The sequence below is a fragment of the Nocardia sp. NBC_00403 genome (assembly GCF_036046055.1).
In the GTDB taxonomy this organism is placed as follows: domain Bacteria; phylum Actinomycetota; class Actinomycetes; order Mycobacteriales; family Mycobacteriaceae; genus Nocardia.
In genome coordinates this window covers 3,906,152-3,932,544 of the sequence record NZ_CP107939.1, presented here as the reverse complement: position 1 = coordinate 3,932,544, position 26,393 = coordinate 3,906,152, and the positions used below count along the sequence as shown (strand labels likewise).

Sequence of the window (26,393 nt, the reverse complement as noted above, 5' to 3'; positions counted from 1 at the left end):
AACTCGACAAATCGGACATCGGGCACATTTGTATACATGCTGGTAATCAACCGTTTCCGAGGTGTCGGTCCGCTCACACGCCGACCCAGAGCACTGTGACTTCGCGCGAGCGGAAACCGACGGTCCACCACTTTCGAATCCGAGACCGCGGCGGTCGATCGGCGACAGCAAAACCGCGCCGGACACACCGGCGCGGTTCGAGAAATGCCGAGTCAGTTCGTGGCGTCGGCGAGAATGCCGAGCACCACATCGGAGGTGTAGAAGGGCTCGAGGCGCTCGCGGATCAGCTTGCCGAGCACGCCGTTGCGCTTGGCGCCCTCGATCACCGCCGGACCGTAGCGCAGGATCTCGGTGGCGATGTCGTCGCCGGACAGGCCGAGCTCGGGCAGCATCGCCGCGAGGGTGTAGTCGCCGTACTTGGTGAAGAACACCTCGACGCATTCGTCGACGAGCAGGCCGAAGTACTCCTTTTCCCGCGTGGTGATCGCGATCTCATAGCAGATCAGCACCAGCTCGTTGAGGTCTTTCTGAGTGAGGTAGTCGCGCAGGCCGCTGACCGGCTCGTCGGCGTGCAGATCCCAGAATTCCATCGCGGCCGAATGCACCGGCGCATCACGGAGCATTTCGCGAATGGCGTTATTGGTCCGCTTGAGGGCGAACATGGCGCCCTTGCCCGCCAGATCACCGACGAAGGTGCCGTCGGCGGCCTTCTTGGCGCGGTTGGCCGCGGACTGCCCCAGCGACATCAGCGAGGAGACACCGGGGATCTTCTCGGCGCGCTCCCGATTGGCCTGCATGAAGTCGTTGATCAGCTTGTCGACGAACTTCGAGGCGACGGTGGCGACCAGTGGACTCTCGGTGAGGCGGTCCAGGATGCGCTCCTGCGCCTGATGCATCCCGAAGATCTTCTCCAGCAGCGCCTCGACCGGCTCCCGATCGACCACCTGGCCGAGGGTGTAGTCGTTATTGGTCGCGATGTGGTCGTAGATCGAATCGGAGAACACCCCGACCATATCGGCGATGACGGGGCTACCACCGATCAGGTCGATGATCGTGGCCACCGTCTGTTTGGCCTGGTCGAGCTCGACCACGTCCCGGAAGACGAGGGTGTCGGCAACACCGATGACCGCCTCCACATCGCGGGCGATCACTTCCGCGAAGCGGTCGCCGGTCACCTCGGCCAGCAGAAATTCCACCTGGGCGTCCAGTAGTCGGTCGGCGATCTCTCGCGGCTGGCTCATCGAGTTGCACCCTCACATATTCGTTGTCTCCTACGCCCGGCAGACTACGGCTCTGTTGTTTCGATGTCGTTGCCGTGCAACGACTTCCGTATCCGATCCAGACGCTCGCGCGCGGCTTTCTCGCGCGCTTCCCACTGTTCGTCCGCGCTGCGGCCCGCCGGGGTCTGCCGGTCGAGCTCGCTCATCCCCTGCGCGGTACCGAAGCGCTGCTCGACCCTATCGCGAACTGACTCGAAAGTAGGGACTCCCCCGGGCGAATATCCACCCATCGCCGCCGACGGCGGGATACCGGTCGGCGGTACCGGTACCGCAGGTACCGCAGAAAGCCCTCCGACCTGCCCGGATGCGCCGCGGCCCGCCGGAGACTCATGCGAGGGCGATGGTTCGGTGTCGGGAGTCACATCGACATCGACAATGGCATCATCGGTTGCCGCCACCGTACCGAGAGCCGCGTGCACCCCGGTCAGCGTCGGACGTTCGGCCGTCGCGGCGCGTAGCACGGCCAGCAGCTCGTCATCCGACAATGCCGCCAACCGGGCGACAATCTCGCTGATATCGCTCATACGGCCAGGTTACGCAGCGTGGCGTCGACTAAGGCTGCCCCGAACCGATCCCAACCGGAACAGGCTGTCGGTCCAGCAGGTCATCCACGGGACTCGGCTCCGACGGCGGCACCGCGCTCGCCTCCTGCGCGGCCTCCTCGCGCTCCTTGACGACCTCGATCCGATAACCGATCAGGATCGAACCGACCAGCGCCGCCGAGATGATGCCCTCGGCGATGAAGAAGGAAGCGAAGTCGATGATCGAGCCGATCGGCGGGGCGCTCGGCACGGCGTTGCGCAGCGGAATGAGCGCGAACAGCAGCGCACCCATCATCGAGCAGGCCGGGAATATCAGGCCGCGGCGGCCATCGACCAGGTAGTAGGTCGCGACCGCGGCCGCGATTGCGATGGCGAGCATCAACACCATGATGAACAGCGCGAAGACCAGCGAGGGTGTGGACCGCGTGGCATGCAGAGCGAGGTCGACGCCGTCGATCTGGCTGTCGACCGTCTCAGGGGCCTCCGAGACCGCGAAGAAAGTGTCACCGCTGGACACGGCGGCCGCGACGGGAACGTGCTTGTCCCCACTGATCATGTCGAAAGCGAGTACGGCCTCGTACTTGTCGAACGGGTAGTCGGTGAACGTCCCCGACATGGCGATCTTCACCTCCGCGGCCGAGATCGGTTCGCCCGCCTTGATGGTGATCGGTTCGGACTTCAGCCCGGAGGTATAGAGGATGGCGTCGCTGGCGAAGAAACCGAGCCGATCGGCATAGACGCCGTGCGGCCGCGCCGTCACCTCCACCGACACCGCTTGTGCGGCTGGATCGATCTTGCCGATCCACACTCCGAGATCGACTCTATCGGACTTGTCGACGTCACCGAAGGGGTGCACCGCCGCCGTTCGAGCCTTGCCTGCCTCATACATCGACAGGCTCACAGCCAGCACCACTATCAGTGCGATCACCGCCACCAGCGCGGGCAACACCGCGCCGCGCTTCTTTTTCACATTTTGTCCCACACACCAAAAATACTGGGGCCCAATCACCTTCGATTTCGCCACCACGGGAAGCTACGTCGAGACTATGCCTGCGGCATCGGCCCAGTCGCGAATGGTGCCCGCCCAATCCCAGCCGCACTGCATGATGAGGTCGTTGTGCCCGGCACCCGGCACGACCAGCAGCCGCTTCGGTTCCGGGGCCGCGGCATACAGTCGCTCAGCGTGGCGCAGTGGTAGCAGTTCATCCTGGTCACCGTGCATGAGCAGCACGGGCGCACGCAGCGTCGATATCCGCCGCAGACTCGGGTAGGCGTCGGGGACCAACGGCCGAGGCAGGAACGGGTACACCGACCTTGCCGCATCACGGATGCCGGTGAAGGTAGACATCAGGATCAGCCCGGCGGGTGGATGCACGGTCGAAAGCTCGAGCATGACCGCGCCGCCGAGCGACTTCCCCAGATACAGCACCCGATCGGCGTCGACACCCAGCCGCTCGAACAGAACGCGCCGCGCCGCGCGGGAATCGAGGTAAGTCCCATGCTCCGAGGGCCGCCCGGTGCTGCGCCCGTAGCCCCGGTAGTCGAACGCGAGCACATCGAAACCGGCCTCCGTGAGCAGCGCGAATATCGGCACCCGGTCGCCGATATTGCCGGCGTTCCCATGCGCGAACAGCACATGCCCGATCGACCGGCGAGCAGGCACCCACCAGCCGTGCAGCGTCTCCCCGTCAGCGGTCGCGATGGACAGCTCGGTGTACTCCAGCCCCAGAACGGCCGGAGTCTGCGCGATCTCCCGTTGGGGCAGGTAGGTCAGCGCGTGCAGGATAGGGCTCGCAGGATGCCGCATGCAGCCCTTCTTACTCGCTGCCCATGTGGCGCTGCGCTCGGGCCTCGTCGATGACCGGCTTCGGGCCGCGCGCCCGCACGGCGGGCCCGATGACGCCGCTGCACAGTTCGATCGCGATGTTCGGGAAACTGGCTCGCCTGCAACAAAATCCGCGGATCGCGAGGCAGCCGCACGACGATGACGAATTCGCCGAGCTCACCGATCGTCAAACACTGAACACGTCGAGACCGCGCGGCCACAATGACCGCGCGGTCTCGACGTCGGAACGGTCAGGCGCGCAGGACCGCGCCGACGGCATCCGCCGCGGCCGCGACCGCAGCGTCGCGGGCGGCGCTGGCCTCGTCCTCGGTGAGGGTGCGGTCGGTGGCGCGGAAGCGCAGAGCGTAGGTGAGAGACTTGCGGCCCTCGCCGGCTTGGGCACCCTCGTAGACATCGAAAAGGGCGATGTCTTCGAGCAATTCGCCACCGCCGGAACGCAGTGCCGATTCCACCGATGCGGCGGCCACCGCCTTCTCGACACTCACCGATACGTCCTGCAAGACGGCAGGGAACGGGGAAACCACCGGTACCGGGCGGGATTCGCGCAGCGGCAATGCGTCGAGGTCGAGTTCGACGGCGCAGGTGCGCGGCGGCAGGCCTGCGCGTTCCAGCACGGCGGGGTGCAGTTCACCCGCGTGGCCGACGAGCTCGCCGTCGACGAGCAGTTCGGCGCAACGCCCGGGATGCCACGGCAGGTGCGCAGCGGCCTTGCGTTCGATGGTCACGCCCGCCGCGTCGGCGACGGCGTCGGCGAGGGCGAAGGCGTCGGCGGCCTCCACCGCACGACCGGGGCCCCACGGACCGCGCGGGTCGCGGCGGCCGGTGAGCACGGCGGCCACATGCACCGGCTGCGCGGGCAGCGAGCCGATCAGTTCCGCGATCTGCTCGTCGGTCGGGCGGCGGTCCACCGGCAGCGCTGCGATCGGCGCGACGTTCGGGCCGGTCAGCACCACCTGGGCGATGCCGTAGACCGCAAGGTCACGCGCACCACGCGAGATGTTGCGGGCGGCAACTTCCAGCAGGCCGGGCAGCAATGTGGTCGCCAGTTCGGGACGCTCCGCATCGAGCGGGTTCAGCACCCGGGTGGTGGCGCGGCGCGGGTCGTCGGCGTCCAGGCCCCAGGTGTCGAACACACCCGGCGGCAGGAACACCGGCGGCGGCACCTCCACACAACCGGCGAAGGCAAGCGCCCTGCTCACCGCGCGACGGCGACGCTGGGTCGGGGTGAGTCCGCGTCCGGCGGGTGCGGTCGGGATCACCGAGGGGATCTGCTCGAGCCCCTCCAGTCGCAGCACCTCCTCCACCAGGTCGGCGGGCTGGGCCAGGTCGGGCCGCCAGCTCGGCGGGGTGACGACCAACTGGCCGTGCCCGGCCTCGCTGACGCCGACATCCACCTTCGCGCCGATCTGGGCCAGGCGCCGCGCCGAGGTACCGGTCGGGTAGGTGACGCCCGCGACGCGATCGGCCAGATCGATATCCATCCGGATCGGGTCGGCGGCCGGCACCGGCACTCGAACATCGGTGAGCACCGATTCGACAGTGCCACCGGCGATTTCGGCAAGCAGCGTGGCGGCGCGATCCAACGCGATGACATTGATCTCGGGATCGACGACCCGCTCGTAGCGCTTACCCGCCTCCGAGGAGAGCTTGTGGCGCCGCGAGGTGCGGTAGACGAGCAACGGATTCCAGGTGGCGGCCTCGAGCACGATATCGGTCGACGCGGCGCCGACTTCCGTTGTCGCACCGCCCATGACGCCCGCCAAGGAGATGACGCCCGAATCGTCGGCGATCACCACATCCTCGGCATCGAGCACGCGCTCGGTCTCGTCGAGGGTGCGCAGTGTCTCGCCGGTGTTGGCGGTGCGCACCACCAGGCCGCCGGTGAGCTTGGCCGCGTCGAAGGCATGCAGCGGCTGGCCGAGTTCGAGCATGACGTAGTTGGTGACGTCGACAGCGGGCGAGATCGGGCGCACGCCGGCCAGCAGCAGCCTGCGCTGCAACCACCAGGGGCTCACCGCGTTCGGGTCGATGCCGGTGACCCGGCGGACCGCGAAACGCGTGCACTTCGAGTCCGGTTCGAGCCGAACCGGCCAGGCGTCCTGCTCGTCGTCGGGCAAGGTCCGCACGGCGGGGTCGGCGTATTCGAGGTCGTAACCACACGTCAGTTCGCGAGCGAGACCGCGTACCGAGAAGCAGTAGCCGCGATCCGGAGTGATGTTCAGCTCGATGATGGTGTCGTCGAGGCCGAGCAGCTCGTTGGCGTCGGTCCCGGGCTCGGCGGTGCCCGGCTCGAGCACCAGGATGCCCGAATGGTCCTTGCCGATACCGAGTTCGGCCACCGAGCAGATCATGCCGTTGGAGATATGCCCGTAGGTCTTGCGCGAGGCAATGGCGAAACCGCCGGGCAGCACCGCGCCGGGCAGCACCACGACGACCAGATCACCGACAGCGAAATTGGTTGCGCCGCAGACGATCTCCTGCAGATCAGGATTGCCGACATCCACTTTGCAGAACCGGATCGGCTTCTTGAACTCGGTCAGCTCGGTGATCTCGGCGACCCGGCCGACTACGAGCGGCTTCTCGATATCACCGGTCACCCGCTCGAGCTTGTCGACCTCTTCGACCTCCAGCCCGACACGGACGAACCCTGCGTCGAGCTCCTCCGGCGTCACCGACCACTCGGGGGTGGTCCGCCGGATGATTTCCGTCAGCCAGGACTGCGCTACTCGCACTTGACGTTTCGCTCTCTCGATCGAAGGAAGTTCTTGAATCGCCCAGCTCAGGACCGGATACCGAAGGGCAGTGTGAAACGCACGTCACCCTCGACGATGTCCCGCATGTCCGGAATGCCGTTGCGGAACTGCAGCGTCCGCTCCAGACCCATACCGAACGCGAACCCGCTGTACACCTCGGGGTCGATCCCGCTGGCGATCAGTACCTTCGGGTTCACCATGCCGCAGCCGCCCCATTCGACCCAGCCCGCGCCGCCCTTCTTGTCCGGGAACCACACGTCGACCTCGGCCGACGGCTCGGTGAACGGGAAGTAGTTGGGGCGCATACGGGTTCGGGTCTCGGGCCCGAACAGGGCCCGCGCGAACGCGTCCAGGGTGCCACGCAGGTGCGCCATGGTCAGGCCCTTGTCCACGGCCAGCCCCTCCACCTGGGAGAACACCGGAGTGTGGGTGGCATCGAGTTCATCGGTGCGGAACGTGCGGCCCGGGCACACGACATAGATCGGCACCTCGCGCTCCAGCATCGAACGCACCTGCACCGGCGAGGTGTGCGTGCGCAGCACCTGCCGCGAACCCTCCGGCGCGATGTGGAAGGTGTCCTGCATCGTGCGCGCGGGGTGGTCCGGGAGGAAGTTCAGCGCGTCGAAGTTGAAGTGCTCGGTCTCGACCTCCGGGCCTTCGGCAACCTCCCAGCCCATCGCGACGAACACATCGGCGATCTGCTCGGAGATGACGGTGATCGGGTGGCGCGCGCCGACCTGCTGCCTGCCCGCGGGCAATGTGACGTCGATCGCCTCCGCGACGAGCACCGCGGCATCACGCTCGGCCAGCAGCACCGCACGTCGCGCTTCGAACGCCTCGGAGACCCGCGCCCGCGCGATATTGACCCGTTTGCCCGCGTCGGCCTTCTCGGCCTTCGGCAGGCCACCCAGCGCACGCTGCGCGAGGGCGAGCGGCGCTTTGCCGCCGAGATGCTCGGTTTTCGCGACGGCGAGCGCATCGAGGTCGGCGGCAGCGGCAAACGCCTTCTCGGCCGCCGCCGCGGCGGCGGCCAGTGCCTCCTCGGTGAGCGCCGCGCTCTGCTCGACTGCTGCGTCGTTGTCGTCGGCCACGATCGTTCGACTCTCCCCTGGGGATCGGTTCGAGGGTCCGCATGATTGCCTACCCACATTGCTGCTGGTCGAATCGTATTCGATCCGGCATGGCCGATTCACCCGGATTACCGCTCCCCCGCTTGCCGGGCGTGTGCTAGCGGCCGACTTCGCATGCCGGGGAGGCGAACGCGGCGATGCCACATCGACCGGATCAGCACCGAGGCCGGTGGCGGCCGCCGCCGGAATACCGCGATGACGTGCTGCGTCCGGTGCGATGGCAGGCAGGGCATACGAACAGCTGTGCCCCCTGCTCCGATCAGGAACCGGAGCAGGGGGCACACCCATACCACTCAGCGAACCTGAGTGACCTTCCCGGGCAGCAGCCACGCAACCACCGCGCCGACCGCGACAATGCCTGCCCCGACCCACACCGCGGGCACCATGCCGTCGACAAAACTCTGCGGGCTCAGGTACGAGCCATGTGAGGCGAATACCGACGCCAGCACTGCGACACCCATCGCGACACCCACCTCGCGAATGGTGTTGTTGGTGCCGGAAGCCATCGCCCGATCCTCGGGTGCGGCGCTGGCCATCACGACCGTTGCGCCGGGCGCGAAGGTCAGGCCCATACCGATGCCACCGAGCAGGAACGGCCCGATAAACGATCCGTAGCTCGCGTCGACCGTGGCGATCGCCGCCATCCAGGCCAGCGCGACAGCCAGCGCGGCCTGTCCCGTGGCGAGCAGTGTGCGGGCGCCGACCCGATCGACGATCAGGCCCGCGAGCGGTGCGACCACCATCGGTGCCAGCGTCCACGGCATGGTGCGAATGCCCGATTGCAACGGACCATAGCCCTGCACGACCTGGAAATATTGCGCCAGCAGGAAGATCGAACCGAAGACGCCGACCGAGAAGGTGAACACCGTCGCATTGCTCACCCGGAAGGCGCGGGACCGGAACAACCGCAACGGCAGCATCGGGTCCGGAGTCTTCAACTCCCAGGCAATCAGACAGCCGAGCAGCACCGCGCCACCGAGCAGCGCGGACAGCACACCGGTCGAGGTCCAGCCGTCGTCGGCGCCGTGCACCACACCCCACACCACCGCGAGCACGCCACTCGCCGAGAGCACGAGCCCGAGCGGATCCAGCCGCCGCTTGCCGCCGTAGGACTCCTCCAGCACCCTGGCCGCGAAGGGCAGCACCAACACACCGATGGGCACGTTGATCCAGAAAATCCACTGCCAGCTCAGACCCTCCACCACAGCACCGCCGATGAGCGGACCGAGCGCGACGCCGAGGCCAGAAATGCCGCCCCAGATGCCGATCGCGGCGCTGCGCATCTTCTCGGGTACCGCCGAGGACAGCAGCGTCAACGACAACGGCATCACCGCGGCAGCGCCGAACCCTTGAATTGCCCTGGCGGCGATCAACATCCACGGATCGGCGGCCAGTGCGCAGGCCGCGGAGGCGACAGTGAAGAGCGCGATTCCGGACAGGAATACGCGGCGGCGGCCGAGTCGGTCACCGATCGCTGTCGCCGTGAGCAGCAGCGAGGCGAAGGCGAGGGTGTAGGCGTTGACGAACCATTGCAAGTCGCCGAGCGAGGCGCCGAGCTCGGTGCGGATTACCGGCAGTGCATTGGTCACCACGAGGTTGTCCAGCGTGACCATGAACATCGGGATGCCGACGGCGGCCAATACGGCGGCGAGGGGTCGGGCGCGGCCTGGACTCCTCGGCGCCGCGACGGGTGCCGACGGATCGGCGACTTCAAGAATCTCGTTCATGTCCAGCCCTTGTTGTAATCGACTGATAACTAACACGGTCAAAAGTATGCATCGACTGATAACATGTCAATAGGGCGGTCGGATTTGATAGAAAAGCCATCGACGGGGACGCCAAGGAGGACGACGACATGACGACCGGCACCAGGCTGACCGCCGCGCAACGGAGCGAAGAAGTACTGAATGCCGCCATCACCGCATTTGCCGAGGGCGGCTACGCGGGGACCAAAACCGACGAAATCGCCCGGCTCGCCGGCGTCTCTCAGCCCTACGTGATCCGGCTGTTCGGCACCAAACAGCACCTGTTCCTGGCTGCACTGCACCGGGTCTGCGATCGCATCGAAAAAGCCTTTCGCGCGGCCGACGCCGAACGCTCCGATCGCGATGCACCCCCCACGGAGGCCTTACGCCAGCTCGGCCGCGGCTACCAGGTCTTCCTGGCCGAGCGAGAACTTCTGCAGGTGTTCATGCACGGCATCGCATCGAGCGCCGATCCGGTGATCGGCGACGAGGTACGCGCGCGGTTCGGCCAGATTTTCGCGCTGGTGCGCGAACTCACCGGCGCGCCACTGACCGACGCCCGCCGCTTCATCGCTACCGGGATGCTGCTCACCGTAATGAGCGCCATGCAAGTCGCGGGACCCGATGCCATCCCGGCAGGCTGGGCCGAGGACATCCTCGAAAACCTGTCCACCGAAGGGGACTAGGCCAGCTCACAGTGCAACACACCGCACTCGTGGGGCAGGAGCTCTACTTCGTGTGCTGCACGCGTGCACTCGCGTACAGGCAGATGGCCGCGGCGGCAGCGAGGCTCAGGCTCTCGGCGCGACCGTGGATGGGGATGCACACCCGGTAATCGACTCGGGCCGCGATTGTGGAGTCGAGGCCGTGCGCCTCATTGCCGAACAGCCAGGCAACCGGACCGGCGAGCAGCGCGTCGGCGTCGTCCAGGTCGACCTCACGGTCGGCCGCGGTGGCCAGAATCGTGATACCCGCCGCCGCAATCGCATCCAGGGTCTCGGCGATATCCCGAGACCGTGCGATGGGCACGTGGAACAGGCTGCCCGCGCTGGCGCGCACACATTTGCCGTTGTGCGGGTCGACGGTCTCCCCCGCCAGCACCACACCCTGGGCGCCGACCGTGTCGGCAACCCGGATCAGTGTGCCCGCGTTGCCCGGTTCGGCGATCTCGACCGGCACCGCCAGCATCCGGTGGATTCGCGGCGAGCACCTCGGCGAGCGGCACATCGATCAACTCGCACACTGCGACGAGCTCTGGTGCGGTGACGGTTTCACCGAGCATCTGCGCGGCCCGGTCACTAACCAGCGTGGTCCGCACGCCACTGCCCGCGGCACCGGCCACCAGTTCGTGCTCGCGCGCCGCGGCGCCCGCCGAATAGAAAAGCTCCTGCACCCGCCCCATATCAAGGTCCGCCGCAACCGAATTGGCATCCTCGGCGAGGAACTGCCCAGTCTTGCGACGGTTCGCGGCGCGATGGAGCTTGGCAGCGGAAACGACCCGCGGATTGCGCTCGGAAAGCACATCCACGGGTCGTTCCGAAAGGTCTGTCACGTAACCCGAGCTCAGGCAGCCGGGGCGTTGACGTCCTGCGGGAGGGCAGCCTTGGCCACCGCGACCAGACCGGCGAACGCCTCGGCGTCGGAGGAGAAAAAGCGCACTGGGCAAGGGCTACAACACGTTCCTCAACGAACGCGAACTACTCTTCGTGCTGCTGCACTCCTTCGCCGCCTCCTCCGATCCGGCCATCGGCCCAACCGTCCGCGAACGCTTCGGCGGCATCTACCGCGTGATCCAAGAGCTCACCGACGCAACGATCGAAGAGATGCGCCACTTCCTCGGCACCGGCATGCTGCTGACCGTAATGACCGCCATGGGCGTCACCGGCCCCGGTTCGGTGCATGTCCAGTGGGCCGAAGACCTCCTCGAAGACCTCCGCGTCAACGGCGACTGACGCTGCCGCACAACCCGTTCCACACTTCGGGGCGCTCCGCCGCGAGGACCTCCTGCTGTGCCCGCCCATGCCCGCTATTGGGTGTCGTGGACCCGCTCATAAGTTGCGCGCACGGTCTGCCGTCGCCGCGAGAACCGCATCGCGTTCTTGTGGTCCGCGTACTTTCCGGTTCCCTTGCCGCCGCTTTTACCAATTGCGCATCTGGCCGATGGGTGGGTCGCCGGCCAGCCTGCTCCCGGGCCCGAGCGGTGGCGAGTATTGTTGCTTTCCGGCGCAATTCACTCTCGGGCGGATTCAATCGGTCGTCGCAACACCTTCGATTCGGAGGTATGGATGACACAAGTCTGGACCGTGGCCAGCGGCCACACGTTCCCGACCGCATCGGGCAGCCCTTTCAACCCGTCGCAGACCAGGAAGAACACATCTTTCACGCCCCGGTTGCGGATGTCGGTGAGCACGCTGAGCCAGAATTTCGCGCCTTCGCCACCGGTGCCGGCCCACAACCCCAGGATGTCCTTCTCACCGTTGACCGTGACACCGATCGCGGCATAGATCGGCCGGTTGGCGACCTGACCATCGCGCACCTTCACCACGATCGCATCGATGAACACGGCCACATAGGTTTCATCCAGTGGCCAGCACGACCACTCCTGCATCTCCGCGACCACCTTGTCGGTGATCCGCGACACCGTCTCCTTCGACACCGACGCACCATAGATCTCAGCGAAATGCGCCGAAATCTCGCCAGTGGTCAGGCCTTTCGCATACAGCGACAACACGATCTCATCCACGCCGGTCAACCGGCGCTGGCGTTTCTTGACGATCTGCGGCTCGAAGGTCCCGTCACGGTCGCGGGGGACCTCGATCGGAACGTGACCGGTCGCCTCGGTCAGCACTGTCTTGGAACGAGTTCCGTTACGCACGTTGGCCGATTCGCGCTCGGTCGGGGCTTGGCCCTTGTCGAAACCGAGGTGCTCGGTCATCTCCTCGTTCAACGCCGTTTCCAGGACGGTTTTGGTGAACTGTTTGAGCAGCCCGTTCGGCCCGGTCAGGGACAACCCCTGCTCCTTGGCCATCGCCGACCAGCTCCTGGGCCGCCAACTCCTCGGCCGAAGCCTCCACCGGCTTCTTCTTCCTCGTCACGGCATCAAGTGTCGTCATCACGGCACCTTCCCGCTGAACATCGCTCAGCGAATCAGGCCCGAAACACCGTTAGATCGGCTCTGGCTCACTTTCGGTGGTGGCCGGTTTCTAGGCCAGGAGGATGCGGTGGCGTAGGAGTCGGAAGCTGGCGCGGCCATACATTTGTCGTTTGATCAGTTTGGTTTTCGTGTTGACGCCCTCGACCGGGCCGTTGTTGTAAGGCAGGGTGAATCCAGCAACGGCGGCGTCGTGGTCCTGGGTGAGGCCGCGCAGGAACGGATCGAGTTCGGGTAGCCCGGCGTCGCGGACCTGTTTCATCCAACCATCGAGATCGTTTCCGCGGCGTTCGCCCATGATTCGGGCGAACTCGTGCACCAACCGGGCCAGTCTGGTCAGCTCCGGGCATGCGGCGAGGAGCTCGTCGAGGTGGACACGCCGCTGTTCGGTCAGGTCGGCGGGCTTGGTGGTGATCCAGGAGGTCAGCCGCCGCGGCGACGGCGCGATCCGGTCACTCCGTTCGCGGCCCTGGTTGAGGTATTTGTGCAGAAGGTTGAGGCTGCCGGTGTAGCCGAGGGCTTTGATCTCGTGGAACAAAGCGACTACCGGCACGCCGGGTTCGGTGGCGCGGCGTTCTCGCAGGTGATCGCGGTAGGGATCGACCAGGCATGCACGGTATTGCGGTGGGCGGCGCAGTTTTTCGGGTTCGGCTGTTCGGGCGTAGCGTTTGACGGTGTTGAGGCCCACGCCCAGTCGGCGGGCGCAGTCCATCAGTCCGACTCCTTGATCGAGCAGATTGTGCACGGCGCGCCACCGTTGCAAGGTGGTCGTCTCGCGTGTCAGCGTGCGCCGTTTCGGTCCGGCCGCTGCCCAGCAGCGACTGTGGGCAGTGACTACCTTCTCCACCGACCGCACCAATCCGTGCCACAGATGCCAGCGATCAGCGACCTGGGTCGCGCCCGGCAGAGCGCGGCGCACGGCCTCGGCGTAAGAAGCCGATCTGTCACGAACGACGACCTCGACACCCGGATGGGCGCGCAGCCACGCCTCGAGCGTGTCGGACCTGCGGTCGGGCAGCACATCGATCCGCTCGTGTGTGACGGCGTTGATCAGGACGGTGCCGTAACGGTGGCGACGTAGCAGAGCGAAATCGTCCACACTCACCACCTGCGGGATCGGTGGCCGCGGTGCGGGAATACGCAGGAGGATCCGGATCGCGGTGTGACGTGACAACCGCACCGCCAGCGCCCCCAGCAGCCTGACCGCGGCGCGCCCGGCCAGTTCCCGGACCACCGCCCGCACCTGCGCGGTGAGACGGACGGTGCGCCGTTGATAGCGTTCCACCACACCGGGGACTTGTTCACGAAAAGTGGTGAAGCACTGAAGAGTTGAGCAGAACAGCCGTCGGATACGGACCCGAACGACAACGCTGCGACCGTCCATCGGCATGTCGGCGAGGGTTCGTTGATGATAGCTATGTACCCGGCCAGACCAGGTTCCGCAGGAAGGACACACCGCCGGGCCCGCCGGTGTCCGCGCCGACACCAGGATTCTTCGACCATCATCACGCACATCCTCGACAACCAGCGGACCCAGTCCTGAAAAAGCCACCCCGACAGGCACATTCACCACACTCACCGACGCATCCTGCCGTCAGTCGCGCAGACCTACCACCGAAAGTGAGCCAGAGCCGTTAGATCCACAGTCCCCCTCGATTTTTCGTCGGGCTGACGGGTTGGCCTGATCGGTTTCGGATTGGGTGTTTCGATCGTGGTTTCCGGGGTGTGGGTAGGGCAGTGGGCCCGCGCAGCGGGCTGGCTTCCGGGTTCCACGGGCCCGGATGAAGGTTCCTTGGTTGGTTGTTGGGGTTGTTTGTGCTGGTCAGGTTGGGTCGAGTCGGGTCAGTGCGGTGGTGAGTAGCGGTGTCCAGGGTGCGTGGCGGGCCAGGTGTAGTCGGGTTCGTCGGGCGTGGCGGGCGATGCGTCCGGCCGCGGAGAACAGCCGCAGCCGTAGGGTTTTCGGCTCCCACCTGCGTGCGTCGTGGCTGTGCAGGGTAAGCGTCTACATCCACGCGGTCAGATCCATCGCGAGACCGGCGCTCAAAACAAGCCAGGCGACTCCCAGCGCAAGTCCGAGGGAAAGTAACTGATATGTGGTACCTGGGAACTGTCGACCTGTCGCCACGCCTACACGACAACACCGACCGGCCAGGCAATGCTCGACGTCCCCCGATCGGCACCCACCCGATGAAACCCACCGCCATCGGATACCTCCGATCCGACATCTCCGGCACCGCACAGAACTGGGATGAGATCCGAATGCGCTCGCTGGCAAAGAGATACGGATACGACCTCGCGAAGAACATCGTGTTCACCCCATGAACCCTCGACCCGATCACCCGGTTGATCACCATCGTCCGCCGGACCGACACCGAAGCCGTCTTCACACCCCACCTGGGACATCTCGGAGCCGAGATACCGATCGTCCTTGTCAGCACCTGCGACGTGATCACCGTCGATGACGAGAACACCTACGCAAGATCACATTTCGGCTGTTCGCTACCAAACCGCGGCGGATGATCGCTGTGGGGAACCCCCGCTGGCCGCGAAGGTACCGTTCGGAAGGGCAACCATGCCGGGCGCCCGGATGCGCAAATTCGCCGCCGCGCGCTGCGCGCAGGACCGGCTGCAGCAATGGCGGAAAACGTTCACGACTTCAGTCCCCACTGAACCAAAGATACCCATTCCTACGGATAGCGGTTTCAGCGGAATCGCGCAATACGACGAGCATCTCCGCCTCTTTGTCATTGTTCGGCGACAGGTTTTCCAGTTCGTCCAGGAGCATGGTCAGCTGGGTTGTGTTGAACATTGTGTCTGCATGCGCGTGAAGACCCCGAAGTATTGAGCCTGCCGGAGCATTCCATCGATACTTGACAAGCGTATCTTCCGCGTCCCCATATACCAGGCCGATCCGTTCGTGGATTTGATTTTGAATAATTATGTCGATTCCCAATTCAACTCCTAACATCTACGGGATCGGATACGTGGTAATAATGCCGCCGAATCGGTCGGTAATGATCTTGTATCGACTGGTGGCGTGACCACCCGACTGCTCTGACACGTTGCCGATGACTTTACCGGCATCAACGCGTCGTAGTAGGTCTGCTAGTCGATAACCGGTACACCCATGCGTCTTGTCCCTGGGATAACATTTTGTAATTGGTGTCGTGGGCGGTGGTGTAGCGCGCGGGCGGCCTTGACCGCGTCGCTGATACCCTGTCCAAGACCTCCTCCAACTCACCCCCTTAGTCGCCTGGGCGGGGATCACTGTGGAGGATGTTCGATCGAAGGATTACTTTCCGACCAGATTTGGTAAGATCCTGCGTAGCCTGGACACCCTCATCCTGGATGAGATCAAGTGGAAGTCGTTCGGCTGGATTTACAGCGGAGCAGTTCGCCGAGTTCTACGCCGATCAGTACCTCTGTCGGAATATTAACGGCGGCTGGCTGCCAGGGCACATATCTCCTATTGAGTGCATTGGCGCTAGTTCTGCTACGAATCGAGCCACGACCACACCATCCGACTGCGACGACGCGCCGCTAGTCGAAACGGCGCAGTGGACACCGGTCGCAGTACGCCGTTATGGTCGAGCGCATGAGCAGTGGTGGGGGGCCTACCGGATCTGGCCAGAATCTGTCTGTTGTGCCTGATGATGTGAAGACGATCGGACAGTACGTCTACAACATCGCCGACACCATGAAACAGGCCCTCGATTCCGCTGCCCGCGAGGTCGAGACCCTACTCGGTTCCGACTGGACCGGCGACGCGGCCGGCGAGTTCTCCACTGGATGGACCGAAACCCGAGACGGTGGAACACAACTCATGCAAGCGTTGACTTCGCTTGCTGAGAAGCTCGGCGTCACCGCGGCCAACTACAAGAGCACCGACACCGGCAATGCGTCCGGTATCTCCAGCCTGGATCTGCCATGAGCTCTCAATTCAGTGTCGACCTCGACCAACTCGACCGGATCGTGTCGCGCCTCAACGGCCTGGCCGGGTTCTTACACGATCACCTCGACGAGCTCGACCACAAGGTCGCTGCCCTGCACAGCGGCAGCTGGGAATCCGCCGCGGCCAGCGCTTATGCCGACGCGCACAGCCAATGGCTCGCAGCCGCACGGGAATTTGTCGAAGGCGTCGCCGCCGTGAGTGACGCCGCGCAGAAAGCGCACGGCCGCTACGCCCGCGCCATCGACGTCAACCGACGCATGCTGCAGTCGGGGCAGGCATGATCGTCGACTGGCAGACCTACTACGACGCAGCCAAGAAATGCCACGATCTCGCCGATGACCTCCGCAAAGCCGACAAACCCGTCCACGATGCGGTCAAAGGCGACTGCGTCGGGATGGCCGGTGACGCCCCCGGCTGCCAACAATGGGGTGAGACCTACGACAAAGCCGCCCAGCAGACCATGCAGGCCTGCTCCAACCTGGCCAACGCCCTCACCAACTACGGCGCCGTCCTGTATGCCAACGGCTACAACTACGCCGTCAGCAACAACTGCAACCCGCTACCAGACCGCCCTGTTATCAGCCAAGTCGGCGAGTACAAGGTCAGCATCCCATCGTCGGTGGGCAACAACGGAATCGGCTTCACCGACCACGGCGGCCTGAAGGAGTTCTTGGACAAACTCATCGCCAAAGTCCTCGCCGCCTTCGGCAAACTCCCCAACGGTGACCACACCAAACTCGACAAAGCACACACCACCTGGAACACCTTCGCCACCCACGACACCATCACCGGCGCCGCCGCCCGGATCTCCGCCATCTCGGCCCTGTTCGACGGCATGGACGACCCCACCAACCGGCAACTACTCCAAGACCACCTCACCACCCTGAAAACCGGCGCCGACACCGTCGCTACCGCCTCCCAGAAGATGGCGGCACCGGTCAAGGACTATCACGACGCGACCGTCGCCCTCGGCAATGACAACGCCAGCGCGATCAACGCCCTGGAACTGTCCATCAGCCTGATCGCCATCACCGCCGGTGTCGCGTTCCTGTTCAGCCTCGGCTCCTCCGCCGTCGTCGCAGCCGGAGCTATCGACGCCGACATCGCCCTCACCATCAACGCGATCCAAACCTCCTACCGTGCCAGCCAAATGGTCCGCGTCATCGGCCTCACCAGCCTCGCCGTCGGCGCCGTCGGCACCATCGACGCCTTCCATGCTCTGCCCGCCGTCGACCTCGACAAAGCCATCACCAACCTCGCCGCCATAATTGGTATGACGGTATTTGCCGCTGACGACACACCGGATGATACGAACGAGCGTAAGGAGAACCCGCAAGGTCCGGGTGAATCTCCGGTCTGGAAAGATCTCAAGCCTTACCGGGGAAGAACCAGAACCAACGGCAAAAATGGCAAGGCGCGCGAGTACTACGAATGGGATTACACCCACAACGATATAGAAGCGTACGACAGCAAGGGGAATCATTTGGGTTCTATTGACCCGATCACCGGTAAGATATACAAGCCTGCAGTTCCCGGACGAACGATACAAGTGGGGTAAAATTGTCAACCAATCGGCTGCGCCATACCTGCGAAGGAATGGATGCCTGGCTCGCCGATGATTCGATTCCTATCGGATATGATCCAAAATTTCGGGAATACTACATTGCCATTCCTGATCAGGACAGCCGTATTGTGATGAACTGCTGTCCATGGTGTGGCGCACGGTTACCCTCCAGCCTGCGCAGTGAGTGGTTCGAGCGTATCTTCGCTCTAGAACTTGATGGTCCGGAAGATCCACGGGTCCCAGAAGAGATGCGATCTGATACATGGTGGGCCGAGGATGGGCCCGAGGCCTGAGACAGGATTGCCCGTCACAATTCCGCCCGCGCTTGGCCTGCGGCTGATCGCAGTGTCGCTCACGGAAGCCGGTCGGCGCACTCAGATCACGGTATACCAAGCGCCGTGTTCAGCCGTTCGTCCAGTGCGGCAGCGCCCCGGCAACCGCTCCTCGAACTGCTGGCAAGAACGAACCGACTACGATTCCGTCGACGGTGGGCAGACCAAGTGGGACCCCGCGCAAAGCGTTCATAGCGGTTTTAGTCCCCGAGGGCTAATCAGAAGAGCGATTTGATCCCGCCGGCCGGCGAGCCCCTGGATGATTCGAATCACTCATTTCGAGGCACCGATGTCCGGGGGCGAAATCACGCCCAGGTTGGTTCGGGGTACCGATCTTGCTGGGCTCTACATTCGCCTTCAACTCGTTGTAGCGAGCGGCGAATTCTTGATCCTGCTCGACGTACTTCTGGTCGATTGCGCGGTGGAGGCTTTAGATATCCTCGACGATCTGATAGTGCTGCTCGAGGATGGCTGATGTGTGGTGTAGCAGGACATCTCTACCCATCTTTGCTCATGACATCCTTACCTGTTGTCGGGTTATGTTGGGGCATTTGGTAACTGTGTGCGGTGCTTGAGGATGAGGGTCGAGTCGATGAGCGCGCCGAGCGCGCGAAGATGTTGTGGGAGCAGCGATATCGAGCGGTGATGCCGTGGCACTCGCCGCGCGGCTTACACCGACGGCCGCATCCCGCGATGCAAGGCAGCGATGAGGTCGCGTCCGACCGCGCTGGGTTGGATGGACCCGGTGGTCACCGAAATGCCGGAATGGGATGCCGCGCAGGTGCGGCGGCTGGCACGGCGGCTCGGCTACGCACTGGTGTGGCCGCCGGAGATCACGCTGGTGCCGCTGGTCGACCAGGTTCGGGGTGCGGATGTGGATGCGGTGATCATGCCGTCGCCGCTGCATCTGGACGCGCTGATGTTGCATGCGGTGATGTGTGTCGCGGACGTCGAAACTGTTGCTCCGCGAATGTCTTGCGCTCGGTGGACCGCGTTCTCGTCGGAAAGGCGGGGATGATGAGTTGGAGCACGGCCGGGCTGGTGCTGGCGGCTGGTGTGCCGTTGGCGGTGTTGGTGTGGGCGCTGTGCTGGCCGCTGCGGGTATCGCAGCGTAAGCCCAAGCGCAAGCGGCGCGGAAGTGAATAGCAAAGAGCGAGCTGACCGAGAAGGTCAAACGGGTCTACGCCGAGATCGGTCTTGTGCTGCCGGACTCGGTAACGCATCACTATTCAGAGGTCGCCGCCTTCCACGAATCGGTGGTCCGGAACCGACGGATGTTTCTGCAACAGGAACTAGAGTCAACCCGATCTCGTCTGGAAGCCATCGATCGCGAGCGTCACGAATTGGACGACCGGCGCGCCCAGGTGATTCGTCTGCTTCGCGAAACCGTCGCGCTCGACACTTTCCTCAGCGCGCAACGCGACCTTGCCACGCTCGAAGCCGACGACGCCGATATCGAACGCCGTCTCGACGCGGCCCAATCGATCAGCTCGATCAACGACACCATCAAGATCAAGACAGCTGAGCTGGTGGCTGCGGTACGGGCCGAAACTCAGGAACGAGCAGATCAGCTAGATGAATCGATCTCGCTGTTCAACGAACTGGGCGCGGAGATCTACTCGGATCGCGAAGCTTCGCTGTATATCGCACCATCGTCGAAAGGGATTCTCAAGGTCGAGCCTCGAATCTCAGGTGACGCGAACTCCGGGGTGCGAAGCGTCGAGACATTCATGCTCGACCTCGTCTGCACGCTCGCCGCGATCAAGGCCGGACGAGGACCGCGAATCCTCGTCCACGACAGCCACTTATTCGATGCGATCGACTCACGTCAGGTGGCATCCTGTCTGAACATCGGAGCCCGGCTCGCCGACGAACACGGATTCCAATACATCGTGGCGCTCAACTCAGACTTCCTCGACAGCGTCGAAGCGCAGAGCGACGGAGCGTTCGACGCCGGGCCCTACATTCTCGACCAGCGACTGACCGACGAGACAGATACGGGCGGGTTGTTCGGCTTCCGTTTCGATTAGCCCCAAGTGCGTCTGATCGTGAACGCCCGGGAACCGCGGAAGCGCCTGTGCTGCAACATGTCAGACCCACCCGATACCTTCGCACCATGAGTTGCAACGAACACCCTCCAGCGACACCCACCGGCGTCATGGTGCCTGGTACGGCTGTCGCCTCCAGTTACCCGCTATGCCCCTTGACCTTTGCGATCCGCGATGAAGGAGCCCAATGAAATTCAGGCGCGCCGATATTGGCAGGTTCCTTTACTGGTCCGATCGGGCCATCGCCAGCCATGCCGAACACAACGGCGTGCAACTGGACGACCGCCGACAGATAGCCTACGCAGCCGGCATTACTAAGGTTGCTTCATTGACGATTGATCCGTCGCCCGTCGTGACTCGGAATAAGCTTCGAGAGGTGCGTAGTATATTTGAGCGCCTCCGCCCTGCTTCAATTACGCAGGGCGAGGTGTCCGAGTTGCTTGCGTATGGCGCCGGGAGAGTGGAGTTCGCGGACTTCGTCGTACCCGGAGCGATTAACCAAGGCGTTGTTTTGTACACGAGAACACGGTCATATACCGGAACGCGAGTCGACGTCTGCATGTTCGGAAGTGTTGACGGACTCGACGGATTCATTTCGGACGGTGCACATTCGTCGCTCGGATGGACATCCTCGTCAGCCGATCTGATCGTGAGGATGTTGCAGAATCGCGGCAATGCGGTTGCCGGTGAAATGGACGACCGCGCCTACTGCGCCACTGAGGCACTCAAAATTGCGCTTTATCAAGGATCGACAGAGCTCGACGACCGAATCCATGAAGGGCGACCCGAGTCGCGACATTTCACACTCGGGCGCGCCGATGAATGCGAGTATATGATCGAAGTATTCATTGATATTACACTCAGTGATGATCAGCGTATGGCGCTGAGCGGAGAAATGGCTCTATCTCAGAGAATCATCGTTGGACGACCGCTCTGGGTACGAACGATGAATCCACGATCTGTACGCAGGTACCAACAGTCGGAACGCGCATCTTTTCGGCGCCGCCAACGCTGGGCGCACAGAGCTGTCGCCCGGTTGCGCTCGCGGCGCTGGTAACACCACGTATAGTGTCCCGATCCGTATTGGGTTTCACCTGCTGTATCTGTGCAGCCACCGCCGCGACGTGAGCGTACCCGCCGAGCTGGTCACCGGCGTGAAGAAGCGTCGCAAACAACGTGTGCGAACACGGCTGTCGATATTGGATCAGCCGCGATCGCCCTCCTGTTCCCGGGCTTCCCTTTCCATTTCGTAGACCTCAGGCATGTAGGGGTCGCAAATGACCGGGGACGGGGAACGCCGGCCGCGGGTGAGCACAGTGCCTTCCCTTTCCTCGAGCGTTGCACCACACATCGCACATGCCGCCCTGAACTGATTTCTCATAACCACTCCCCGCTGGGCTGAGTTGTCTCGCTCCCGTTTCCCATGATGCCGTTGGGCACCGACATGTAGGAAGGCGCCGCGGCCGCAACCGGCGCGCAGCAGCCTCCGACGCCGCCAATCTCGCCAACGTGTCCAACGAGACGATTACTTGGTCAGCCCACCCGAATCATGGATTCGAGGCGAAGATCCGACCCACATCCAGCGTCTGCAGGTGTCGCCGCACACGTTCGACGAAGCCGTCGGCTCCTGCCGTGCGCAGGGCTTCCGGCAGTGCTTTGCCTTTGCGCTCAACCCAGTAGACAAGTTGCTCTTGCGCCACCGCGCGAACGAGCGCAGGCTTCGAGTCGTCGACAAGTTCGAAAAAGCCGTCAGCGCTGTAGACCTCGTAGGTCAGGTCATCGCTGCCATCGAAATCGAAGTCGTCACGGCTCGCCGTCAGGACGATGTCCACCTCCGCGTGGACGGCTGCGCTGTGCACACGGGCGTCCAAGACGTCGGGATAGGCAAGATCCCGATCGATGGGTTATCGGACGATTTGGCTGTGGTCGCCGAAGGTCTCGATGATGGTTCGGGGCTGTGACCTGCCTGCACAGAAAGCGTCGGCTGGGCATTCCCCAGGAATGCGCGAACGTTAGCGGCTTGCTCGACCTCGCGTGTGGTCACCGACACTGTCGCGCGATCACCGCGCAGCAGCGGATCCATGGCCCTCTCCTTCGATTCGGTTGCGGAGCTGGTACATGTAGCAAGCCCAGCGGGCTTCACTTGCATCTACAACGATCTTTCGGTCACAAGTGCAACTTATGGCCCTGACGTCCTGGTTCGTTCCACGCGATCATTCGCACGAGCCTGGCTTATGCATCCGCCGCGCCATCCCCGGGCTGCCAGCGATGCAACTCCCCGCCCTGCCGCGTATGACGTGCCAGCACCGAGAAGTTCCGCAAAGACGCCCAGTTCTCGTAGTCGCCCACGACGACCAGGCGGCGGCGCGCACGAGTGACCGCGACGTTGAGCAGGTTCGGAGTAGCTGAAGCCCAGTCACGGGCGCGCTTGCCGTCCGTCGCGGTGCCGAGAACCAAGATCACGATGTCGGCTTCCTTGCCCTGGGTGGTATGCACGGTACCCAGGCGTGTGCCCGAGATCGGCATGCCCTTGCCACGCAAGTGTTTCGCCAGCCCAGTCACGACATCACGAAACGGACTGACGATGAACACGGAGTTCTCGAGTCGGCGGCGTAGTTCGTCGTTTCGGGTTTTGTCCGTGCTCGCCCACTCCGGTGTCGACTCCGCTGATTCCTGGTCCATCGCCGCGGCAAGACGTTGCCGGATCCTCCGCAAGATCGTCAGGACATACTTGCCCTCCAACGGATTCCACTTCGGTCCGTCGGCCATGGCTGGAACATCTATCCAGAGGTTGCGGTTGCCCAACTCGAATTCTGCAGACCGGCCGCTGACCCCGTTCACCATCATGTGGTCGTAGGCGATTGCGTTGCTGACCTCGAACATCAAGCGGTCACAGCGGCGGTGGACACGCAGCGGCGAGCCCACCCAGATCTGGTCGAGCGAATCCAGATCAGGCAACCACGTGCCGAACTTTGTCACACGGTCGGCGACCGCCTGCACAGATGCACGCTGCGGCGCCCAGCGGACATCGACATCGAAGGTGTGGGCGAGGCGGCGCTGGCCTTGCCACGGCAAACTCACCACAGGTTCGAGTTGACGCGGGTCGCCGACAACAACCGCCCGTCGACTGCGCCACAGCGCTCCGACCGCAGCTTGCGGAGTGGCCTGCCCGGCTTCGTCGATACACAACCAACCCAAGCTTTCGCGACCGAGCCCGGCGAACATCGTCGGCAGCGAGGCGAAAGTGGTCGACAACGCGGGGACGACGAAGAACAGCATCTGCCACGCGGCCAGCACCGTGGATTCCGGGAGGCTCACGGGAGAATCTCCGGATACCACATCGATTGCGGCGCGGAGATTGTCCCAAGCCAATTTCGGTTCGGCGGCCAACATCGCGTAGTGCAAGTCGAGGGCCGCGACCAGGACCTCGGAACGCGCCGTAGCGAACTCCTCGTCCATCCAGGGGGCCGACCGTTCCCGTGCTTCCATTGCCGCACGGTCATCGAGCGGTGCGTCCCACTCCGGTCCAGGCACAGTCGCCGGCCAATCGCGCCGCGCTTGGTCGAGTTGCGCACGCGCACGCTCTATTTCGGCCTCACGGCGGGCTATCGCACGCTGAGCCGCCTGAGTGGACAGCTGCGCCGACGATCGTTCTCGATCACAGGCGCCCAGCTGACCCTGTGCGGCGATCACCGCTCGATCGAGGTCTATCCGCCGGGAAAGAGCCACCCGCAGTTCCGCATCGCATTGCTCGCGGGATTCGTCGGCGCGGCGCACTTGCCCCGCGCACTCCTCGACCACCGCGGCGTACGGCGCCACGGCATCGGCCCAGTCACGGTCAGCGCCTCGTGAGAAGAACCGCCGCCACCAGCCGGGGCGAGTAGCGCCTTGAGCATGGAAAGCCGCCTCGGCGCGTGCAAGGGCATGGTCGGCTCGAGCTACGGCGTCGCGCGCGGCGGCGAGGGCGACCTCGACGGCCGCTACCTCGTTACTGCCGCGCTGTGCGGCAGACCGCGCTCGAGTCAACACTTCCACTACCTGCTCGCGGTGTGCGCGCAGCTCCCGCTCCCGACCATCGGCGCCGAGCAGTTGACGGCGCAGCGCGTCCAGCTCCGGATCGGGCCCACTGGTCAGGGCGAGACAATCCGCAACAGCAGCGCGGGCGGTCGCCATGGCATCGACCCGCTCGACGGCAGCGCGGAAGCGCTGCACAGCATCTCGCCATGACCGGGCACGCTCGTCGGGCGCTACCTCCTGCAGATCGCGAAGAATCGAGTCGATTCCGACTTCTGCCTGATCGTCAGTGGCGTCGCCTGCGGACCTGGGTCCCCACCAGAACCGCTGCGCGAAGTCCCTGCGATTAGCGCGCTTGCCGAGCCGGGCGGCAATCGCGCCCCAGCACGGAACCTCGGCGAGATACGTCGCCGGGCCCGCGAAATACTCAGCGTCGGGAAACGCCACGCGATCGATCGATCCCACGGACGGAACTTCCAAGGTGATGTTCTCGACGGCGCCGTTGTTAGAGGAGGCAAAGACGATCTCGAAACCGGTCAGTTCGTCTGCCAGCGGAGTCAGTTTCCGCGTCCATCCCTCGTCGTCTTCCCATCGAAGTTGTTGCTCACCGAAGGCGGCGCGCGGACGAGACAGCTCAGACAGCACCGTGGCCCTGTCGACGATGATCGAGGCGATCAGATCGCGAAGCATCGTCGTCTTTCCAGTGCCCGGTGGTCCATTCACGGCGTGTATACCACGAGCATGCGGATCGGCGAGTTCATCAATGATCGTGTTGATGGCGAACTGCTGACTCAGCGCCAGCGGACGCGTCGGCTTCTCCGGCCAGCGACCCAACGGCATCTTCTGCGGGTGTACCGCGCGCAACAACACCGACGGATCCCGGCGCACATCGACCCGGCCCGACGCTGCCGTCGATTCGTCCTCGGTGAGGTATCGCGACAGCGCGGCGCCGACGTTACCGCTGTCCAGCTCACGAGCGACACGTTCGAGATCACCGACGTAGAAGCTGTTGAGCAGTTCGTCGCCGGACACCTCGTCGGCCCGACGCTGTGGCACGGTGAAGCACTTCACCCAGATTCGTGACGGCTCGAGTACCTCGTCGACACCCAGCTCCTCGGAGACCCACCGCGCGATGGCGGCCAGGTCATCGAGCTCGAGCACTTTTGTGCCCAGTGATTCACCGGTTGACTTCTCGGCGGCCGCCGTCTCGCCAGATTCGTCGTCTGCCCCGTCACGGCGGCCCTCGAGCGCCCCGATGGCGTCATCGGTCATCGCGTCGGTCACTGATTCCGCCACCGCCGACACTGTTTCACCGAACCGGGACTCGATCACCGAACCCACGAGTCCAGGAAGCGAAGCGAGCCCACCGATACCCGCATCGATCGCGATCCGGGCAGCGACACCCGCGACCAATCGCACGGCCCGCGCGCCGCGAGATCGAACTTCGCCGTCCTCGATAGGAATACGACCGTCACCGATGTCGAACAGGACCCGCAGCATTCGGGCTTGCTGGTCGGCGAAACCATCGAGCCAGTCATCGGCACCCGGTCCTGGGGTGCCAACCGTCCGGCCGACTGCCCAGGCGCACGATGACAGTGTCACGCTCGACTTGTAGAGCCGACCGGTGTCGTCGAGGGTCAGGCTCACCAGGGCGGTCTCACCCTCTTTTCGACCACCTGGATCGGAAGGTTCATCGTCAGGTGCCAGTACTGTGTCGAGCACCTCACGCACCCGGTTGATGCCGAAGACACCTGCGTAGACGGTGTAGCGCCAAACCCTGTCCTGTGGCGTGCTGCGGCGCGCATGCCAGGGCAGCGTGGCTCCGGGATGCAAGTTCACAACGTCGTTTTCGCGGCTGGGCGCGTCGACCTTCTGCGGAGTGAAGTACTCGACGGCACGCCAATAGCGCACAATCCGAGCTTGCCGACTCACCCGTGGATCATCACGTCCCACAACCCCACCCCTACTCGACTGATGGCGAAAACCACTGCCGCACTTGCACTTAAGTGCAACTTGCCAGCTGCCAGCACAGGGGC

23 protein-coding genes and 4 pseudogenes are annotated in these 26,393 nt (G+C 64.2%); 12 read left to right on the top strand and 15 right to left on the bottom strand.

All coding sequences use genetic code 11. The annotated features are described in order from the left end of the window. Window positions 1–212: 212 nt before the first annotated feature. From OHQ90_RS17370 to OHQ90_RS17340, 7 genes are all read right to left on the bottom strand, one after another. The gene (locus OHQ90_RS17370) at window positions 213–1,241 is read right to left on the bottom strand and encodes a hypothetical protein (RefSeq protein ID WP_328411756.1); all 1,029 of its coding nucleotides are present in this window, start codon (window positions 1,239–1,241) and stop codon (window positions 213–215) included. A gap of 44 nt (window positions 1,242–1,285) precedes the next feature. After that, window positions 1,286–1,804, bottom strand: a complete 519-nt coding sequence (locus OHQ90_RS17365) for a hypothetical protein (RefSeq protein WP_328411754.1) — start codon at window positions 1,802–1,804, stop codon at window positions 1,286–1,288. A 28-nt stretch (window positions 1,805–1,832) separates the two neighbouring features. Continuing rightward, entirely contained in the window at window positions 1,833–2,792 is a 960-nt protein-coding gene (locus tag OHQ90_RS17360) for a DUF4436 family protein (RefSeq protein ID WP_328411752.1), read from the bottom strand. A gap of 63 nt (window positions 2,793–2,855) precedes the next feature. Continuing rightward, window positions 2,856–3,629: an alpha/beta hydrolase gene (locus OHQ90_RS17355; RefSeq protein WP_328411750.1), complete on the bottom strand. Its 774-nt coding sequence runs from the start codon at window positions 3,627–3,629 to the stop codon at window positions 2,856–2,858. 269 nt (window positions 3,630–3,898) lie between these two features. Further along, window positions 3,899–6,400 carry a phenylalanine--tRNA ligase subunit beta gene (pheT, locus tag OHQ90_RS17350; RefSeq protein WP_328411748.1) on the bottom strand — a complete coding sequence of 834 codons (2,502 nt, stop codon included), beginning with the start codon at window positions 6,398–6,400 and terminating at the stop codon, window positions 3,899–3,901. 47 nt (window positions 6,401–6,447) lie between these two features. Next, window positions 6,448–7,512, bottom strand: coding sequence for a phenylalanine--tRNA ligase subunit alpha (gene pheS, locus OHQ90_RS17345; RefSeq protein WP_328411746.1), 1,065 nt, complete (start codon window positions 7,510–7,512; stop codon window positions 6,448–6,450). Between the two features lie 332 nt (window positions 7,513–7,844). Then, window positions 7,845–9,278 carry an MFS transporter gene (locus tag OHQ90_RS17340; protein WP_328411744.1) on the bottom strand — a complete coding sequence of 478 codons (1,434 nt, stop codon included), beginning with the start codon at window positions 9,276–9,278 and terminating at the stop codon, window positions 7,845–7,847. Between the two features lie 128 nt (window positions 9,279–9,406). Between OHQ90_RS17340 and OHQ90_RS17335 the strand changes: the two genes are divergently transcribed. Beyond that, on the top strand, window positions 9,407–9,982 hold the full coding sequence (locus OHQ90_RS17335) for a TetR/AcrR family transcriptional regulator (protein ID WP_328411742.1): 576 nt from the start codon (window positions 9,407–9,409) through the stop codon (window positions 9,980–9,982). 43 nt (window positions 9,983–10,025) lie between these two features. Here the strand turns inward: OHQ90_RS17335 and OHQ90_RS17330 are convergent. After that, window positions 10,026–10,824, bottom strand: a pseudogene (locus tag OHQ90_RS17330) (TrmH family RNA methyltransferase). 35 nt (window positions 10,825–10,859) lie between these two features. Next, window positions 10,860–10,940 (bottom strand): annotated as a pseudogene (locus OHQ90_RS17325) (50S ribosomal protein L20); the annotation flags it as partial. Between the two features lie 62 nt (window positions 10,941–11,002). Here OHQ90_RS17325 and OHQ90_RS17320 point away from each other — a divergent pair. After that, complete coding sequence (locus OHQ90_RS17320; RefSeq protein WP_328411740.1) at window positions 11,003–11,248, top strand: hypothetical protein; 246 nt, start codon at window positions 11,003–11,005, stop codon at window positions 11,246–11,248. A 329-nt stretch (window positions 11,249–11,577) separates the two neighbouring features. Here OHQ90_RS17320 and OHQ90_RS17315 read toward each other — a convergent pair. From OHQ90_RS17315 to OHQ90_RS17305, 3 genes and pseudogenes are all read right to left on the bottom strand, one after another. After that, a pseudogene (locus OHQ90_RS17315) lies at window positions 11,578–12,412 on the bottom strand (IS256 family transposase); the annotation flags it as partial. Between the two features lie 87 nt (window positions 12,413–12,499). Further along, entirely contained in the window at window positions 12,500–14,026 is a 1,527-nt protein-coding gene (locus tag OHQ90_RS17310) for an ISL3 family transposase (protein ID WP_328401509.1), read from the bottom strand. Window positions 14,027–14,269: 243 nt separating this feature from the next. After that, a pseudogene (locus OHQ90_RS17305) lies at window positions 14,270–14,521 on the bottom strand (transposase); the annotation flags it as partial. Between the two features lie 17 nt (window positions 14,522–14,538). On the opposite strand from OHQ90_RS17305, the gene OHQ90_RS17300 reads away from it, so the two are divergent. Next, window positions 14,539–14,769, top strand: coding sequence for a hypothetical protein (locus OHQ90_RS17300; RefSeq protein ID WP_328411738.1), 231 nt, complete (start codon window positions 14,539–14,541; stop codon window positions 14,767–14,769). Between the two features lie 334 nt (window positions 14,770–15,103). Here the strand turns inward: OHQ90_RS17300 and OHQ90_RS17295 are convergent, their stop codons facing one another. Next, a complete protein-coding gene (locus tag OHQ90_RS17295; protein WP_328411737.1) occupies window positions 15,104–15,400 on the bottom strand; it encodes a hypothetical protein in 297 nt (98 codons plus the stop codon). 690 nt (window positions 15,401–16,090) lie between these two features. Between OHQ90_RS17295 and OHQ90_RS17290 the strand changes: the two genes are divergently transcribed. The 9 genes from OHQ90_RS17290 (at window position 16,091) to OHQ90_RS17255 (ending at window position 21,400) form a co-directional block, all read left to right on the top strand. Continuing rightward, the gene (locus OHQ90_RS17290; protein WP_328411735.1) at window positions 16,091–16,378 is read left to right on the top strand and encodes a WXG100 family type VII secretion target; all 288 of its coding nucleotides are present in this window, start codon (window positions 16,091–16,093) and stop codon (window positions 16,376–16,378) included. Continuing rightward, on the top strand, window positions 16,375–16,680 hold the full coding sequence (locus tag OHQ90_RS17285) for a WXG100 family type VII secretion target (protein ID WP_328411733.1): 306 nt from the start codon (window positions 16,375–16,377) through the stop codon (window positions 16,678–16,680). Before OHQ90_RS17290 ends, OHQ90_RS17285 begins: the two co-directional genes overlap by 4 nt. Further along, on the top strand, window positions 16,677–17,957 hold the full coding sequence (locus OHQ90_RS17280; RefSeq protein WP_328411731.1) for a colicin E3/pyocin S6 family cytotoxin: 1,281 nt from the start codon (window positions 16,677–16,679) through the stop codon (window positions 17,955–17,957). Before OHQ90_RS17285 ends, OHQ90_RS17280 begins: the two co-directional genes overlap by 4 nt. Before the next feature lie 38 nt (window positions 17,958–17,995). Then, on the top strand, window positions 17,996–18,256 hold the full coding sequence (locus OHQ90_RS39430; protein WP_442941421.1) for a DUF6980 family protein: 261 nt from the start codon (window positions 17,996–17,998) through the stop codon (window positions 18,254–18,256). A 298-nt stretch (window positions 18,257–18,554) separates the two neighbouring features. Further along, window positions 18,555–18,770 (top strand): hypothetical protein, encoded by a 216-nt coding sequence (locus tag OHQ90_RS17275; RefSeq protein ID WP_328411727.1) that lies wholly within the window; start codon window positions 18,555–18,557, stop codon window positions 18,768–18,770. Between the two features lie 231 nt (window positions 18,771–19,001). Continuing rightward, window positions 19,002–19,313 carry a hypothetical protein gene (locus OHQ90_RS17270; protein WP_328411725.1) on the top strand — a complete coding sequence of 104 codons (312 nt, stop codon included), beginning with the start codon at window positions 19,002–19,004 and terminating at the stop codon, window positions 19,311–19,313. Next, on the top strand, window positions 19,313–19,441 hold the full coding sequence (locus tag OHQ90_RS17265; protein ID WP_328411724.1) for a hypothetical protein: 129 nt from the start codon (window positions 19,313–19,315) through the stop codon (window positions 19,439–19,441). Before OHQ90_RS17270 ends, OHQ90_RS17265 begins: the two co-directional genes overlap by 1 nt. After that, a complete protein-coding gene (locus tag OHQ90_RS17260) occupies window positions 19,438–20,325 on the top strand; it encodes an ABC-three component system protein (protein ID WP_328412913.1) in 888 nt (295 codons plus the stop codon). The genes OHQ90_RS17265 and OHQ90_RS17260 overlap by 4 nt, the downstream gene beginning before the upstream one ends. Before the next feature lie 205 nt (window positions 20,326–20,530). Further along, the gene (locus OHQ90_RS17255) at window positions 20,531–21,400 is read left to right on the top strand and encodes a hypothetical protein (protein ID WP_328411722.1); all 870 of its coding nucleotides are present in this window, start codon (window positions 20,531–20,533) and stop codon (window positions 21,398–21,400) included. A 490-nt stretch (window positions 21,401–21,890) separates the two neighbouring features. On the opposite strand, the gene OHQ90_RS17250 is transcribed toward OHQ90_RS17255, so the two are convergent. Continuing rightward, on the bottom strand, window positions 21,891–22,214 hold the full coding sequence (locus OHQ90_RS17250) for a hypothetical protein (protein ID WP_328411720.1): 324 nt from the start codon (window positions 22,212–22,214) through the stop codon (window positions 21,891–21,893). Between the two features lie 361 nt (window positions 22,215–22,575). After that, window positions 22,576–26,289: a DEAD/DEAH box helicase gene (locus OHQ90_RS17245; protein WP_328411718.1), complete on the bottom strand. Its 3,714-nt coding sequence runs from the start codon at window positions 26,287–26,289 to the stop codon at window positions 22,576–22,578. Window positions 26,290–26,393 lie beyond the last annotated feature (104 nt).